A 15,324-nucleotide genomic window follows, 5' to 3' on the forward strand; every position below is an offset into this window, starting at 1 on the left:
GGCCGTCCACCGGACGGCCGATTCAATGACAGACTCGTGGAGGTTTCATGTTTCCATCCCGAATAGGGGGTGCGTTCGGCCTGCCTGCTATGGCGCGACGCCACACCCTGGCCCTGCTCACGCTGCTGGTGCTGCTCCTGGGAGCCAGCGGTGATGCCCTTGCCCACGCCGTCGCCGAAGGCGACAAGGGCTATATCCAGGAGATCTATGGCGTTCACCTGATCGCCTTCGTCTATCTCGGCACCAAGCACATGGTGACGGGGTACGACCATATCCTGTTTCTGCTGGGGGTGATCTTCTTCCTCTACCGGATGAAGCACATCGCCATCTACGTCAGCCTCTTCGCCATTGGTCACTCCACGACCATGCTGCTGGGGGTGTACTTCAACATCGGCATCAACAGCTACCTCATCGATGCCATCATCGGGCTCTCCGTCGTCTACAAGGCGCTGGACAACATCGGCGCCTACCAGCGCTGGTTCGGCGTTCAGCCCAATACCAAGGCGGCAACGCTGATCTTTGGCCTGTTTCACGGCTTCGGACTATCGAGCAAGATCATCGAGTACGAGATCTCGCCTGACGGCCTGGTGCCCAATCTGCTGGCGTTCAACGTCGGAGTGGAGATCGGCCAACTGCTGGCCCTGAGCGCGATCCTCATCGTCATGGGCTTCTGGCGACGCACCGCCGGCTTCCTGCGCCACGCCTACACCGCCAATGTCGCCATGATGTGCGCCGGTTTCATGCTGGTCGGTTACCAACTCACCGGCTACTTCGTCGCCTGATTCAGGGAGTCCCCAATGTACAACACCGATCTACCCACCCGTGCCGAGCTTCCCTCTACCAGGAAGCTGATCCGTTCCACCCTGGTGGCCGCCATTGTGGCCGCCGCCCTGCTGGTGACCGTGGTGCTGCCCTCCGAGTACGCCATCGACCCCACCGGCGCGGGACGCCTGCTGGGGCTGACCCAGATGGGAGAAATCAAGCAACAGCTGGCCGAAGAGGCCGAGCTCGACCGCGCCAACGACGAAGCCGCTGCACAACAGGTGTCGCAACCCGCCCAACCTCAGGAGACGGCGGACAATCAAGGCGTTGTCGCGACAGCTGTCGATCAGCCGGCCCCCACGCCGGACAGTGAGGTCAGCCAAGTTGCGCCTAGTGCGCCTGTGCAGGAGACGGAGCAGTCCGAGGACGACCAGGCGCTGGCCAACGCCTCGTCTACCCAGGAGACAGCCGAGGAGACGGCCATCTGGCGCGATGAAGTGAGCTTTACCCTGACACCGGGCGAAGGCACCGAGTACAAGCTGACCATGGAGGAAGGCGCCATCGCCACATTCGCCTGGGCATCCGACGGAGGACCTATCAACTTCGACACCCACGGTGATGGCAACGGCAACTCCATCAGCTACGAGAAGGGGCGCGGCGTGCCCGAGGACGAGGGCGATCTGGAAGCGGCCTTCACCGGCAACCACGGCTGGTTCTTCCGTAATCGTAACGACAACGAGGTAACAGTGGTGCTGCGAGTCAGCGGCGACTACGGGGAGCTGAAGCGCATGCTGTAACTCGGTACTGCCCTCATTGCCCCGGCCGAGTGAAGATGGCCGGGGCTTTGCTACTTATTCTCAAGCACTGCCATCGACATTGACTAAGGCTTGGTATACGTCGTCCAACAAAACACCCACATGGGTAAGCAGGGCATCGTCATCCGCACAGCGCTCCCGGGCGCCGCTCAACATCAGCTTCAGTCCAGCCGCTTCGGGTACGGGAGCTCCTCCGACATCCAGGTAGTGCACCAATTCGCCGAGCCGCACCAGGGCGGCATCCGCCACCAGCCCGAAACTCTCCAGCAACACTTCGAAGGTGACCTTGTCGTCGACATGGGTGAAGGCGGCACCGTCGAAATCGAACCCTAGCGCCTCCGGCGGACACTGCTCAGGGCTTTCCAGCCACAGGAAGCGCGCCTCGGGGTCGATGAAGCGCTGGATCAACCAGGCCGAGGCCACGCGATCCACCCACAGGTGACGACGCGTAGCCCATAGGCGGCCGCGAAATGCGCTTCGCTCCAGACGGGTAATCTCAGCCCGGGTGGCCTTGGGCTCATCGGGTACGAAGCTACGGTTATAGGTAGCCTCGGCGTCTGCCAGGGCCGCGACGGCTCGCTCTTTTCCTGCTCCCGGAAAGAAGTCGATCTCAATAAGGGCCTGAAAGCGCCGCTGCAGCTGAAGAAGCCGGCGCTGCGCCTCGCGCTCCTCCAGATTGGGACACTCCTGCTGCCAACTGGCGACCGCCTCGAGTAATTCCTGATACTCCGACCCCCGATCGAACAGGGAGGGCAGCACCTCCGTTGTCTCCATGCTCGTATCATCTACCTCAAGCAGCAGGGACTTCCCTCCTAGTGCCTGGATAGCAGCGGCCTGCTGTTGCAGCGCCAGGTACAGGGATGGGCTTGCCGGCAACAGGTAGACACCGTCACGCAGTACGGCCGCGCCCATGCTGCGCAAGGCCCGCCAGATCCGCATACGAGCACTACCCGCCCGTCCACTGAGGCTCATGACCAAGATCAGCCAGCGTCTTTTATCGTTTACCATGCCATCCATCATCGTTGTACACGTAACATGTATGTTATACGCTCTACAAAATTATGCTGCCATCGTCTTCGTGAGAGTGTACATGCCCCCCGTCAATGAAACGCCCCATCAGGTTCCCGTCCGTGAGGCCGTGATGGTCTGGCTGCGCATTGCCATGCTGAGCTTCGGCGGCCCAGCCGGCCAGATCGCGGTGATGCATCGTATCCTGGTCGAGGAGAAGCAGTGGATCGGCGAGCGGCGTTTTTTGCATGCCCTCAACTACTGCATGATGCTGCCGGGGCCAGAGGCTCAACAGCTGGCGATCTACATCGGCTGGCTGATGCACCGTACCAAGGGCGGCCTGGTCGCCGGCTGTCTCTTCGTCCTGCCCGGCTTCATCGCTATCCTGGCGCTGAGTTTCCTCTATGCAACGCTGGGCAACGTGGGCCTGGTGGAGGGGCTGTTCTTCGGCCTTAAGGCCGCCGTTCTGGCGGTAGTGCTTAATGCCGTGGTGCGAATCGGCAAGCGGGCGCTCAAGAATCGGATCATGCTGGGCCTGGCGGCGGCAGCCTTCGTGGCCATCTTCTTTTTCGACGTGGCGTTCCCGTTGATCATCCTGAGTGCGGCGCTGCTGGGTTACTGGGGCGGCAAGCGCGGCATGGCCGCCTTTCAGGTGGGCGGCAGCCATGGCGATGGCAACGACCAGGGGCTCAGCGACCGCGACTCGCTGCTCGGTGAGGGACTGCCGGCCCATGCCCGCCCCAACCCCGGCTGGTCGCTGCGCGTCTCAGCCATCTTTGTGCTGCTGTGGCTGACGCCGGTCGTGATTTTGCTGGCCACCCTGGGGAGCGAAAACGTCTTCAGTCAGATCGCCACCTTCTTCAGCAAGATGGCGGTGGTGACCTTCGGCGGCGCCTATGCCGTGCTCGGCTATGTGACCCAGGAAGCGGTCCAGAATTACGCCTGGCTGGCGCCGGGCGAGATGCTCGACGGCCTGGGCATGGCCGAGACCACCCCAGGCCCGCTGATTCAGGTGGTGCAGTTCGTCGGTTTCATGGGCGCCTACCGCGAGGCCATCGGGCTCGCCCCCATGCTGGCGGCAACGCTCGCGGCGGTGCTCACCACCTGGGTCACCTTCGTGCCCTGCTTCCTGTGGATCTTCCTCGGCGCACCCTACGTGGAGCGCCTGCGCGACAACCGCGCCCTCAGCGCCGCCCTGTCGGCCATCACCGCGGCGGTGGTCGGCGTCATCCTCAACCTGGCGATCTGGTTCGGGCTTCACGTGATCTTTGCCGAGGTGGAGGAGTGGCACGCCCTGGGGGCTCGCCTGCTGATCCCGGACCTGACCTCGCTGGAACCGCTTGCCCTGCTGCTGTCTGCCGCGGCGATGCTTGCCATCTTCCGCTTCAAGGTAGGCATGCTCACGGTATTGGGCAGCTGTGCGCTACTCGGGGTGCTGTTTTCCTTGGTGTTCTAGGGCAGTCTCATCTCGAATGCATTCAGCGTCATGGCCACCAGTGAGTAATAGCCGATGATGCCCACCACCTCGACCAGCGTCTGCGTGCCCAGCGCCTGCTGGGCTGCCTCGAACGTCGCATCGTCGATGCGATTGTCGGCCAGCAGCTGGCGCGCCAGCGTCTGCAGCATGCCAAGCCGTGGAGCGGCGAGATCGGCCCAACTGCCCTCACGTATCGACGCCACCGCCTGTTCCGCCAGCCCCGCCCTTATCGCGATGGGCTCGTGTATCTGCTGCTCGCCGACACAACGGAAATGCGCAGCAACGAGCAGGATCAGCAGTTCGCTCTCGAGGGTCGTCAACTGGCTCTCATAGCGGCAAAAGGCGCCCAGCTGCTGGGCAGGCCCCGCCAGGCCGGGACTATGCAGCCAGGCCAGGAAGGGCCCGTCGGCGTTGCCCCGCGTTGCGAGAATCGATTCGTGAATGGCCCGCTGCTCGGGGCTCATGGCATCTGCCGAAAGGAGTTCGATCCTCGACTGCATGGGCAGGCTCCGCGTCGTTAAAGGGGGATAATGCCTAACGGCTGAACACACACCGCATCACCAGTTCCCTATGACCGGCGTGGGCGCAGACTTTCTCCGTGACCGCTGCGAACCCGCAGCGCTCATAGAACCCGATGGTTCGGTGATTCTCCTTATAGACCTCGATGGTCAGCTCGTTGCGCCATCGCTGGGCCCGCTCGAGCAGCTCACGGCCAATGCCCTGCCCTTGCCAGGCAGGGGCGACGAACAGCGCGGCAAGCGCGCTGCCCTGCAATGAGCCCCCCCCTTACCGCTTGGCCGTCGTCGTAGACGTAGGTCTCGGAAGCGGGAAGATTGAAGTGGACCCCATCCTTCGGACCGCCTGACAGGTCATCTAAGCTCAGATCGGATCATCATCGGTGCAGAGCGACAATCAAGATGAGAGTCACGCGATAATCAGGATGAGAAAGCCGGAACGGTTCAGTTTTAAGAGCCTCGGTCTAGTCTGGGCTCACCTAGGCCCTGCTACTTAACCAGCGCACAAACAATACGCTTACGAATGGCCTCGGCGCCGGCCCCTACTAGCAGCCCCCAAAACGGATCTACTACTACCGTGACACCTGCCGTTACGGCAATCACCGGCCAGCACGCTGGCTTGCAGTCAAGTAATCGCTTGGTGGCAGCCAACTGCCCTGCTGTCACCAACAGCAGAGCCCCCAGCCCCGCCGCTGGTATGGCTGCGAGAATGGTCAGACCAAACTTACCTGGCAACAACGAGAATGCGATCAACGCTACGCCAATCATGAGAGGAGCGGCACCGCTGCGTGCGCCAAAGCGATAATGTGCGGCAAGTCCACCCGCACCATGGCACATGGGCAAGGCACCCCAGGGGGTCAGGAACAGGTTCGCGAGACCGCTGCTGATCGAGAGCCGTACAGGCGTTACATGGGAAGATCGTGCACCGAAATAGTCACCCGCAAGCAGGGCCGTGAGCAGAACAGCGTTGGTGAAGGTTAGCGATAGCTGAGGCAGCACGAAAACCGCAATCGCGCGTTCGATCTCGGCCAGCGAGGGCCATACCGGAAGCGACACCATTTCTGTTGAAAGCGTTCCGAAAATCATTCCTGGCACATCAAGTGCCTGAGCCAGAAGAGTCGCCGCTGCCAGCGCCACCAGCGTGGCCGGATAACGCGGTGATACTAATAGGCCGGCAAGCAATACTAGGGTCACCATTGCAATCAACGGCGCCGATGCCATCAGGTCCAGGCTCATGTAAGCGAGAACGAGCCCGAGCCCAAGCTGAAGACCCGCCACTACCGACTGAGGTACGAGGCGGACTATTCTGTTGATCCACCCCGTCCAGCCGAGAAGCAATAGTGTCAACCCGATCATGACGCCGCTAGCTGCAAGTCCACCAGGGCTGATCCCAGTCGTGAGAAGAACTGCAGCTACCGCCTTCATGGGCTGCACTGGTATAGGAAGACGATAGTAAAACGCTGATCCTATATAGAAAGCGGCAAACCCCAACAAAACTGGAGTCGGAGCCAGCCCGACCAAGGCTATTGTGCCGAGCATAAGCGGCAAGAGCGTGCCAATGTCGCCCAGCGCTCCATTCACCTCCCGTAAGGTGAAGACAAATCTCTCGCCCCTTACTCCAATTCCTACCACCTCTCTTCGCCTGAAAAAAAAGCCTGGGAAGACAGGCAATTATTTATCATCTTGCCAACCTCGCTGCGAGACTTTACATGGCTGCAAGGTGTAGCCTTCATGCATTGAACCTTATTTCACCGAGGTGAGAAATGTCATATCCGCCCATGGACTCGGCCCGCGCGTGGAGGCGTTCACTTCGGGCAAAGGTCATCAGCCTCTGAACCTGGGGCTCAAAGTACACGCGGCGTCGCATGGCAAGGTCGAACACTTCCTGGTGCAGCGGGATGAAATCGAGCCCATGGCGGCGTGCTGCTGCCTCTACTGCCAGGCCAGTATCAGCTTCTCCTTCCCGGATCGATAGCGCCAGATCGTCCTCGCTCAGTGACGCGTAAGGCGCCAAGTTTAGCTCACTCGCGGTGATTTCAAGGTGCTCCAACAATGAGCGGAACAAGGCATCCGAACCTGCCCCACGTTGGCGATGTGCAACCCTCACGGCAGGGGATGCCAGGTCAGCCAAGTCTCGGATACCGTGCGGGTTGGCTGGCTTCACCAGCAATCCCTGCGTACGCCTGGCCCAGTGTATGATAACCAGGTCCCGCATCCCCGACAGCCCCAGGTGAGCAGGATCGTTGAAGTTGCCGGTTGCGTGGTCGATGACATGCAGGCCAGCCACTGTGGCCTCGTCCCGAAGCAGCCGCCTCACGCCGTCTCCGCTACCGTTGCACAAGAAAGCCAGATCTGCGCCCGCCTCCCGAACCGCCCAGTCCAGCAACGGGTCCTGGCTGCCGGCGAGTACCGGCGGGGCCGTATGCCGGGGAGCTTGATCCCCCTCCAGATGGTTCATTACCCACAGATCAACACTGTCGCGCGGAAACAGTAGCTTGCCGGTTACCTTGGTCGACGGGATCAGCCCCTGCCGCACCAGATCGTAGACCTTGCGCTCCTTCATCCGCAGGTACGCAGCGACCTCGGAGGTTGTCAGGTACCGATGGGCCCCAGCTTTTTCATTTTCTGTCATATGGCTGCACGCTTTTCAGTAGTAGGTGATACCCCCCTTTATTATGCACATACTGCCCCACAGAGTTTCATTCGGGAAAGTACGGACATGGATAACGCCTTCCAGGTAGCCTTTCAACTAATAGTGTCGATGGATCCCGTACTGATCGGGATTGTCACGCTGTCCCTGCAGGTCTCACTGACAGCCGTGGTCATTGCCAGCCTGATCGCGTTGCCACTCGGGGCAGCGATAGCCCTGTGGCAATTTCCGGGGCGCGGCCTGGTTATCGTTGTACTCAACGCACTGATGGGGCTGCCTCCCGTGGTGGCCGGGCTCATGGTCTACCTGATGTTGTCCCGGGCAGGACCTCTGGGTCAGTTCGGGCTGCTATTCACCCCTACCGCCATGGTGATAGCGCAAATCGTGTTGATACTGCCCATTGTCGCGGCGCTGTCGCGTCAGGTCATTGAGGAACTTTGGTGGGAGTACCGCGAGCAATTACAGTCACTGGTTGTATCACGGCTGAGGGCCATTCCGACGCTGCTCTGGGATGCACGCTTCAGCCTCCTCACCGTTGTTTTGGCCGGCTTCGGGAGGGCCAGCGCGGAAGTTGGGGCAGTGTTAATCGTCGGCGGTAACATCGCAGGTGTCACTCGTGTGATGACCACCGCCATTGCACTGGAGACTAACAAGGGCAATCTGCCACTGGCACTAGGCCTCGGCATCATACTCTTACTGCTAGTGGCATCGGTGAATGCGGTGGCCTACGTCATCGGTGAAGCCGCGAAGAGGCGCCTAGGATGAATCGTGCTGAATCACCGTCACTGCTGCCGCTGGAACTTCAGGGCGTCACCTTCCGCCACCGCGGCCTAACGCTCCTCGAGCCGATGGATCTGCGGCTCGAGCGTAACGGTAAGACCATGATCATGGGGCCGAACGGCGCCGGCAAGAGTTTGTTGATGCGTATCTGTCATGGGCTGCTGCGGCCCACCAGTGGCTCGGTCCGCTGGGCCGGGAACGGCGCTACGCCAGAGACTATTCGGCAGAGACAGGCAATGGTATTCCAGCGGCCGGTCATGTTGCGTCGCTCGGCACTGGCCAACGTGCGCTATGCGCTCTCCGTCCAAGGCGTACCCCGCAGTGAGCGCCGCTGGCGCGCCGATGAAGCAATCGAGCGGTTCGGCCTCCAGCCCATCGCCCACCGGCCTGCCCGGGTTCTCTCGGGCGGCGAACAGCAGCGCCTGGCGTTAGCGAGGGCCTGGGCGCTGCGCCCGGAGATTCTGTTCATGGACGAACCCACTTCCGCACTGGACCCCACCGCGATCAAAGCCGTAGAAGAAGCCGTGGAGACATTCCACAGTGAGGGCACCCGCATCGTCATGACGACCCACGACTTAGGCCAGGCACGACGCCTCGCTGATGACGTGATCTTTCTGGTTAACGGCCGACTGGTGGAAAAGGCACCAGTGCGGGAGTTCTTCGAGCAACCCCAAAGTCGTGAGGCGGCCGCCTTTGTCCAGGGTGAACTGGTCTGGTAACCGCATTATGGCAAACCAATGCAGGACAACACTGGAGAGGATATTCATGAAACATTTGCTGAGAAACGTAGCCGTCACGCTAACGGCACTGTTCGTCGGCACAGCGGCTCATGCCGATGAGGATCGTTACATCACGGTAGCATCCACCACGTCAACCGAGGCATCGGGGTTGTTCGAACATATCGTTCCGATGTTCCGCGAGGAGACGGGGATTGATGTCCGCGTAGTAGCCGTCGGCACCGGTCAGGCGTTCGAGATCGGCCGCCGTGGTGACGCAGACATCGTGCTGGTGCATGACACTACAGGGGAGGAGGAATTCGTCACCAACGGCTACGGTCGTGAGCGCCGCGACATCATGTACAACGACTTCATCCTTGTTGGACCATCGGAGGATCCGGCCGCTCTTCGCGAGTCCGACAGCGCCCTGGACGCGTTCAGTCGCATCGCGGAAGCCGAGCATCCGTTCACCTCCCGCGGTGACGACAGCGGCACCAACCGCGCAGAGCTGCGCCTCTGGGAAGAGGCGGGTGTTGACCCCAGCGGCCAGTGGTACCGCGAACTCGGCAGCGGCATGGGTGAGACCCTCAACACTGCCGCTGGCATGGATGCCTACACCTACGTGGACCGGGCCACCTGGATCGCCTTCGACAACCGCCAGAACCTGGAGCTCGTCTACGAGGGCGACCCGGTAATGTTCAATCAGTACGGTAGCCTGCCTCTGAGTCAGGAACGTCACCCGGACCTCAAGCACGACATGGCCGAGGAGTGGCACCAGTGGTTGCTCTCCGACGAGGGACAGGCCGCCATCGCCAGCTATGAGCTGCGCGGCGAACAGCTCTTCTTCCCGAACGCCGAGTAGTCAGAAAATGTGCGCCCCGTTCTCTCAGTCTCAGTTGAACTGGCGATAACGGGGCAATCACAAAGTGCGAGATCACAAGAAAGCGAAGGAGAATGCATCATGACGCTAGCAATGACCGCCGCTTCTGGCCTTGTACCAAGCCGATACCGCCCGACATGAACGATCTGCAGATCCGGAAGCACTGGGACGCGGCGAGCAGCACCAGCCTAAACGGGCGAGACAGGAAACGCCGAATGCTCTGCCTGTGACTGACACCTAGGAGGAGGAGCACCATGAAATATGTTGCCTTGGGCCTGTTGGGGGCTAGTGTCTTGATGACAACCTCGGCGCAGGCATACGAACCCGTGAAGCTCCATGCTGCCGGTAGCCTTAGAGCGGCGCTCACAGAGGTGGCCGATGCGTTCACAGACCAGTACGGTGTTGTCATGGAATCCACGTTTGGGCCCTCCGGTCTTTTGCGCGAGGGTATCGAGAGCGGTCAGCGTCCCCATATATTCGCATCCGCCAACATGACCCACCCACAGACTCTAGAAGAGCAGGGTATTGGCGGCCCGGTGACGCTATTTGCGCGCAATCGGCTGTGCGGATTGGCATACTCCGATATGGATATCACCACGGATACGTTCCTGGATGTACTACTGGATGATAACGTGATAGTAGGCACTTCCACGCCTAATGCAGACCCCAGCGGGGACTACGCGTGGGAGCTTTTCGAGCTCGCCGAAAACATGCGCCAGGGCAGCTTCGAGCGGCTCAACGATAAGGCGAAACAGCTGACTGGAGGGCCAGATTCGGAGACGGCGCCGGATGGGCGCAATCAGTATGCCTGGGTAATGACCGAGGATCGGGCGGATATATTTCTGACGTACTGTACCAACGCAGTTCTCGCGCAGCAGGACACCAGTGACCTTAAGATCATACAGGTGCCGGAGAGCTTGAGCGTGGGCGCGGACTACGGGCTCACCGTCTTGGCACCCGATAATCAGGAGGCCGTGCGGTTCGCCCTTTTCGTTCTCTCAGATACCGGTCAGGCCATTCTGGGAGCCTACGGCTTCGATACTCCCACACGGGTCTCCACCAACCAGTGAGGTAATTCATGCAGATCAGTGCGCGCAACAACTGGCCAGCTATCGTCGATAATATTGACAAGGGACCGGTATCCACAGAGATCCAGCTGCGGCTGGATAGCGGGGATGCGGCTGTGGCAACCATAACCACTGCTTCGGCAAACAGTCTCAGCCTGGTACCTGGCGTTCGGGTACGAGTATTAGTCAAGGCGTCTAGTGTGATGGTACTAGCCGGTGACGGAGCCGATGTCGGAATCAGTGCCCGAAACTGCCTCTCGGGCCAAGTGACGCAAGTAGAGCATGGCGCGGTGCAGTCCATAGTGGCCCTGCGCACGACCAACGGCACCGAAATAACGGCTAGCATCACGAAGGCGTCGGCCGAAAAGCTGGGGCTTGTTGCCGGCAAGCCTGCAGCCGCACTCGTCAAGGCCAGCGACGTGTTGATTCTCTCGGAATAACAAGCCCATAGACACCCGCGTTCGCCTACTCGCCGCCAACAGGCAGCGGGGGAACGCTGCTGGAAAGCTTATGCACGCTTTTCCGGATCATCTCTAGCCCGCCCATGCCCAGCGAGTACCCGGACCTCACCTCTGCAGGCTTCACGGCATCAAATAACCGTCGCCATGCCAGGTAATTGAGTCATTACCCAGTCTACAACCCATGCAAACGCGCCATCCTGGACTATCTGCTCCTACCGGGTCACGTCCTCACTGGCTACCAGGCCTGTTCCCAAAAGCGCTTCCAAGACCTAAAACGAAGAAGGCGAATCAATCTAATTGATTGATTCGCCTTCAAAATTTTGTGGCGGAGGGGGAGGGATTCGAACCCTCGAAGCCTTTCGACTTACACACTTTCCAGGCGTGCTCCTTCGACCACTCGGACACCCCTCCGCATTTTGTGCCTGCGCCTGGCGGCCTATGACTGCCTGCTGCCGGTGCGTCAGAACGGCGCATACTGTAACGAGCCAAGCCCGTGATTGCAAGCGGTTTTCCCCGCACTCCTGCCATGCTGGCAGCGGTCCAGGCCGCCTCAGGCGACGTCCTGATACCCCCGTTGCCAGTGGTTCAGCTCCAGCGCTCGACGAAGTCGGCCGGGTCTCGCTCAGGCAGCGGCTTGTGGCGCCCAGCCAGTTGGCCGAGGTAGAGAAAACCGACGATTTCATCGTGCTCGCCCAGCCCGAGCCCCTTGCGCACGGTGCTGTGGAAGGCGTAGTGGCCGCTGCGCCACATCGCCCCCAGGCCCAGGGCGTGGGCGGCCAGCACGATACCGTGGGCAGCACAGCCGGCGGAGATCACCTGCTCCACCGGCGGTACCTTGGGCAGGTCCGGGGTGACCTTGGCAATCACCGCTATCACCATCGGTGCGCGGTGTGGCTTCTTGCGCGCGGCGTTGAGTGAATCATCGCCGCTGTGCGGATCATCGCGGTACTCGGCCTCGGCAAACAGCTCACCGAGCCGGTCGAGACCCTTGCCGGAGAACTCGATGAAGCGCCACGGCGTCAGTTCCTTATGATCGGGGGCGCGCAGCGCGGCACGATACAGCGCCTCGCGCTGAGCTGCGTCAGGGGGCGGCCCTGTCAGCTTGCCCATGGAACTCCGCTCGTGCAGCAGCGTCATGGCATCCATCCGACCTCTCCTCATGATGACATTATCGATCCCGCCAGCTTACCGCAGCGGCTTACTGGCGGGCCAGGCGTAGCGGTGCGGGCGGGCGTTCTCCCGGGGTTGCACGCCAAGGCGAGATATCGAGCCCGCCACGGCGCACGTAGCGTGCCAGCACCAGCAGTCTCTCGGGACGCGCCTGAGCCATCAGGTCGGTGAAGATATGCTCGACGCAGTGCTCGTGAAAGTCTTGATGCTGGCGATAGCCGATCAGGTAGCGCAGCAGCCCTTCGCGGTCGAGCCTGGAACCGCGATAGCGGATCAGCACGCTGCCCCAGTCGGGCTGGCCGGTGACCGGGCAGTTGGACTTGAGCAGGTGCGAATGAAGGCTCTCCTCGACGATCTCGTCGCTCACTGCCAGGTGCTCGGCGCTGGGGGTGTAGTCGTCGATGGCGATATCCAGCTCGTCCAGGCACTCGCCGGGCAGTGGTCGGGGCACCAACGCCTCATCCTCGACACCCAGCAGCGCCACACCCACCGGCGCTCCGGCCGCGGCACTCAGATCGCGCTCAAGGATCGCCATCACCTCTTCGCGGCTGGCGAAACGGGTCTGGTTGAAGCTGTTCAGGTAGAGCTTCCAGGACTTGGACTCGATCAGGTGGGGCGAGTCCGCCGGTAGCCGGAAGCGCGCCACGGCGACCAGCGGTTTGCCCCGGGCATTCAGCCAGGAGACCTCGAAGGCGTGCCACTCATCCTCACCGACGAACGGCAAGGCGCCCTCCTCGATACCCAGCGGCACCCGGTTGGCCGCGCGGGGAATCGGATAGAGCAACCCGGCATCGTAGTGCTCCGGATAGGCCGACTCGCGCCCCAGAGGCGCGTGTTCCAGCGTGTCTGGGCGATGCTGACTCATGAGCGAATTCCCTTACCGTGATCCAACATCCACAGAGCGATGCCGAACAGCACGATGATAAATGCCACGATGGCGCTCAACGCCCAGCCCACCGGAATGTCCGAGACGCCGAGGAAGCCGTAGCGGAACACGTTGACCATATACAGGATCGGGTTGAGCATCGACACGCCCTGCCATAGCGCCGGCAGCATCGAGATCGAGTAGAACACCCCGCCCAGATAGGTCAGCGGAGTGAGAATGAAGGTCGGCACGATCGAGATGTCATCGAACTTGTCGGCCAGCAGCGCATTGATGAAACCGCCGATGGAGAACAGTGCCGAGGTCAGCACCACCACGAAGATGGTCAAAAACGGGTGAGCCATGCTGATCCGCGTGAAGAACAGCGACACGATGGTCACGATCAGCCCAACGCCCAGCCCGCGGGCCATGCCGCCCAGCACGAAGCCGGCCAAGATCACCCAGTTAGGCATCGGCGAGACCATCATCTCCTCGATGGAGCGCTGGAACTTATTGGAGAAGAAAGATGATGCGACGTTGGAGTAACTGTTGGTGATCACCGCCATCATGATCAGTCCGGGGACGATGAAGTCCATGTAGCTGAAGCCATCCATATCACCAATCCGCGAACCGATCAGGTTGCCGAAGATGATGAAGTACATGGTCATGGTGATCGACGGCGGCAGCAAGGTCTGCGGCCAGATCCGCGTGAAGCGCTTGATTTCCTTGTGCACCAGTGTCCACAGCGCGATGGCGATCTGCATTGGATTCATGCCCGCGCCTCCGCTGCCGCAGCGGCACGGTCGAGCTCGGCATTGCCCTGCTCTACCATGGTCACGAACATCTCCTCGAGGCGGTTGGCGCGGTTGCGCATCGACACCACCTGAATGCCCTGCTCACCTAGGGCAGCAAAGATGTCGTTGAGCCGTTGACCTCGGTGTACGGCCACAGCGAGCTGCGCATTGTCGACCTGCTGCACCTCGAAGCCTTCGATCTGCGGCACTGCATCCAGCGGGTCAGCAAGATCGAACAGGAAGGTCTCTGTGTCGAGCTCTGTGAGCAGTGCCCTGACGCTGGTATTCCGGATGATCTCGCCGTGGTTGATGATCGCCACGTTGCGGCACAGGCTCTCGGCTTCTTCGAGATAGTGGGTGGTGAGAATGATGGTGGTACCCTCCTCACGATTGATACGCCGCAGGTATTCCCACATGCTGCGGCGCAGCTCGATATCCACCCCGGCGGTGGGTTCATCAAGGATCAGCAGTTTGGGGCGATGCATCAGCGCCCGGGCAATCATCAGCCGCCGCTTCATGCCACCGGAAAGCATCCGCGCGCTGCCCTCACGCTTGTCCCACAGGCCGAGGTCACCGAGCAGGCGCTTGGCCCGCGGCAACGCCTCGCTGCGCGACATGCCATAGTAGCCGGCCTGGGCCAGCACGATGTCGATGACTTTCTCGAACTGGTTGAAGTTGAACTCCTGGGGCACCACGCCGAGGTGATACTTGGCGCGGGCGAAGTCTCGATCGGTGTCGATGCCGAAGATCGAGATCTGGCCGGCACTCTTCTGCACCAACGAGCAGACAACGCCCAGGGTAGTGGACTTGCCGGCCCCATTGGGCCCGAGCAGCGCGAAGAAGTCGCCCTGCTGGACGTCGAGATCGATGCCCTTGAGGGCGTGAAAACCGTTGCCGTAGACCTTGGTCAGCCCACGGATGGAGAGCGCCGGTATGGCCATCGGAATCTCCCGGGAAATGGGTGAATCATTAGGCAACTAAAGATATGGGCGGCCACGAGAAATTCAATGCCTGGCATCCGCAAAGACAGCTATCGAATAACAAAAAAGGAGGGGGGGGATAAACTGGAGCGGGAAACGAGATTCGAACTCGCGACCCCAACCTTGGCAAGGTTGTGCTCTACCACTGAGCTATTCCCGCTTGTATCACAACTGGCCGATGATCGAGTGGCGTCCCATAGGGGGTTCGAACCCCTGTTACCGCCGTGAAAGGGCGGTGTCCTGGACCACTAGACGAATGGGACGCAAAGGGTGGTGCTTGGAGCGGGAAACGAGATTCGAACTCGCGACCCCAACCTTGGCAAGGTTGTGCTCTACCACTGAGCTATTCCCGCACAGAACCACACTACCGATCATCCGGCACCTGAT

General features: G+C 61.0%; 17 protein-coding genes, 4 tRNA genes and 1 pseudogene. 8 read left to right on the forward strand and 14 right to left on the reverse strand.

Features of this window, described 5'->3' with window-relative positions:
• The first annotated feature begins 47 nt into the window (after window positions 1-47).
• Both QC821_RS06485 and QC821_RS06490 read left to right on the forward strand, forming a co-directional pair.
• Entirely contained in the window at window positions 48-782 is a 735-nt protein-coding gene (locus QC821_RS06485; RefSeq protein ID WP_309718580.1) for a HupE/UreJ family protein, read from the forward strand.
• A 15-nt stretch (window positions 783-797) separates the two neighbouring features.
• Window positions 798-1,559 carry a RodZ family helix-turn-helix domain-containing protein gene (locus QC821_RS06490; protein WP_309718582.1) on the forward strand — a complete coding sequence of 254 codons (762 nt, stop codon included), beginning with the start codon at window positions 798-800 and terminating at the stop codon, window positions 1,557-1,559.
• Window positions 1,560-1,619: 60 nt separating this feature from the next.
• On the opposite strand, the gene QC821_RS06495 is transcribed toward QC821_RS06490, so the two are convergent.
• Window positions 1,620-2,585, reverse strand: coding sequence for a chromate resistance protein ChrB domain-containing protein (locus QC821_RS06495; RefSeq protein ID WP_309718585.1), 966 nt, complete (start codon window positions 2,583-2,585; stop codon window positions 1,620-1,622).
• An 82-nt stretch (window positions 2,586-2,667) separates the two neighbouring features.
• Here QC821_RS06495 and chrA point away from each other — a divergent pair, with 82 nt between their 5' ends.
• A complete protein-coding gene (gene chrA / locus QC821_RS06500) occupies window positions 2,668-4,041 on the forward strand; it encodes a chromate efflux transporter (protein ID WP_309718587.1) in 1,374 nt (457 codons plus the stop codon).
• Here chrA and QC821_RS06505 read toward each other — a convergent pair.
• The 5 genes and pseudogenes from QC821_RS06505 to QC821_RS06525 form a co-directional block, all read right to left on the reverse strand.
• Window positions 4,038-4,562: a carboxymuconolactone decarboxylase family protein gene (locus QC821_RS06505; RefSeq protein WP_309718590.1), complete on the reverse strand. Its 525-nt coding sequence runs from the start codon at window positions 4,560-4,562 to the stop codon at window positions 4,038-4,040. The genes chrA and QC821_RS06505 overlap by 4 nt on opposite strands.
• A gap of 34 nt (window positions 4,563-4,596) precedes the next feature.
• A complete protein-coding gene (locus QC821_RS06510) occupies window positions 4,597-4,836 on the reverse strand; it encodes a GNAT family N-acetyltransferase (protein ID WP_309718593.1) in 240 nt (79 codons plus the stop codon).
• A gap of 230 nt (window positions 4,837-5,066) precedes the next feature.
• Window positions 5,067-5,813, reverse strand: a complete 747-nt coding sequence (locus QC821_RS06515) for a putative sulfate/molybdate transporter (RefSeq protein ID WP_309719109.1) — start codon at window positions 5,811-5,813, stop codon at window positions 5,067-5,069.
• 18 nt (window positions 5,814-5,831) lie between these two features.
• A pseudogene (locus QC821_RS06520) lies at window positions 5,832-6,209 on the reverse strand (putative sulfate/molybdate transporter); the annotation flags it as partial.
• A gap of 97 nt (window positions 6,210-6,306) precedes the next feature.
• Window positions 6,307-7,209 carry a helix-turn-helix transcriptional regulator gene (locus QC821_RS06525; protein ID WP_309718596.1) on the reverse strand — a complete coding sequence of 301 codons (903 nt, stop codon included), beginning with the start codon at window positions 7,207-7,209 and terminating at the stop codon, window positions 6,307-6,309.
• Between the two features lie 87 nt (window positions 7,210-7,296).
• On the opposite strand from QC821_RS06525, the gene QC821_RS06530 reads away from it, so the two are divergent.
• From QC821_RS06530 to QC821_RS06550, 5 genes are all read left to right on the forward strand, one after another.
• The gene (locus tag QC821_RS06530; RefSeq protein ID WP_309718598.1) at window positions 7,297-7,992 is read left to right on the forward strand and encodes an ABC transporter permease; all 696 of its coding nucleotides are present in this window, start codon (window positions 7,297-7,299) and stop codon (window positions 7,990-7,992) included.
• Window positions 7,989-8,726, forward strand: a complete 738-nt coding sequence (locus QC821_RS06535) for an ABC transporter ATP-binding protein (protein ID WP_309718600.1) — start codon at window positions 7,989-7,991, stop codon at window positions 8,724-8,726. Before QC821_RS06530 ends, QC821_RS06535 begins: the two co-directional genes overlap by 4 nt.
• Window positions 8,727-8,772: 46 nt before the next feature.
• Window positions 8,773-9,585, forward strand: a complete 813-nt coding sequence (locus tag QC821_RS06540) for an ABC transporter substrate-binding protein (protein ID WP_309718603.1) — start codon at window positions 8,773-8,775, stop codon at window positions 9,583-9,585.
• Window positions 9,586-9,857: 272 nt separating this feature from the next.
• Window positions 9,858-10,673: a molybdate ABC transporter substrate-binding protein gene (locus tag QC821_RS06545; protein ID WP_309718606.1), complete on the forward strand. Its 816-nt coding sequence runs from the start codon at window positions 9,858-9,860 to the stop codon at window positions 10,671-10,673.
• A gap of 8 nt (window positions 10,674-10,681) precedes the next feature.
• Entirely contained in the window at window positions 10,682-11,110 is a 429-nt protein-coding gene (locus QC821_RS06550) for a TOBE domain-containing protein (RefSeq protein ID WP_309718608.1), read from the forward strand.
• 344 nt (window positions 11,111-11,454) lie between these two features.
• Here QC821_RS06550 and QC821_RS06555 read toward each other — a convergent pair.
• The 8 genes from QC821_RS06555 to QC821_RS06590 form a co-directional block, all read right to left on the reverse strand.
• Window positions 11,455-11,542: transfer RNA gene (locus QC821_RS06555), tRNA-Ser, on the reverse strand.
• A 174-nt stretch (window positions 11,543-11,716) separates the two neighbouring features.
• Window positions 11,717-12,277 (reverse strand): nitroreductase family protein, encoded by a 561-nt coding sequence (locus tag QC821_RS06560; RefSeq protein WP_309718611.1) that lies wholly within the window; start codon window positions 12,275-12,277, stop codon window positions 11,717-11,719.
• A 52-nt stretch (window positions 12,278-12,329) separates the two neighbouring features.
• Window positions 12,330-13,166 (reverse strand): NADPH-dependent 7-cyano-7-deazaguanine reductase QueF, encoded by an 837-nt coding sequence (gene queF / locus QC821_RS06565; RefSeq protein WP_309718613.1) that lies wholly within the window; start codon window positions 13,164-13,166, stop codon window positions 12,330-12,332.
• Window positions 13,163-13,936: an ABC transporter permease gene (locus tag QC821_RS06570; protein ID WP_309718616.1), complete on the reverse strand. Its 774-nt coding sequence runs from the start codon at window positions 13,934-13,936 to the stop codon at window positions 13,163-13,165. Before QC821_RS06570 ends, queF begins: the two co-directional genes overlap by 4 nt.
• Complete coding sequence (locus QC821_RS06575; protein WP_309718619.1) at window positions 13,933-14,898, reverse strand: ABC transporter ATP-binding protein; 966 nt, start codon at window positions 14,896-14,898, stop codon at window positions 13,933-13,935. Before QC821_RS06575 ends, QC821_RS06570 begins: the two co-directional genes overlap by 4 nt.
• 124 nt (window positions 14,899-15,022) lie before the next feature.
• Window positions 15,023-15,097, reverse strand: a tRNA-Gly gene (locus tag QC821_RS06580).
• A 27-nt stretch (window positions 15,098-15,124) separates the two neighbouring features.
• Window positions 15,125-15,200: transfer RNA gene (locus QC821_RS06585), tRNA-Glu, on the reverse strand.
• Window positions 15,201-15,215: 15 nt separating this feature from the next.
• A tRNA-Gly gene (locus QC821_RS06590) sits at window positions 15,216-15,290 on the reverse strand.
• Window positions 15,291-15,324 lie beyond the last annotated feature (34 nt).

Source organism: Franzmannia qiaohouensis (assembly GCF_031451695.1).
In the GTDB taxonomy this organism is placed as follows: domain Bacteria; phylum Pseudomonadota; class Gammaproteobacteria; order Pseudomonadales; family Halomonadaceae; genus Franzmannia; species Franzmannia qiaohouensis.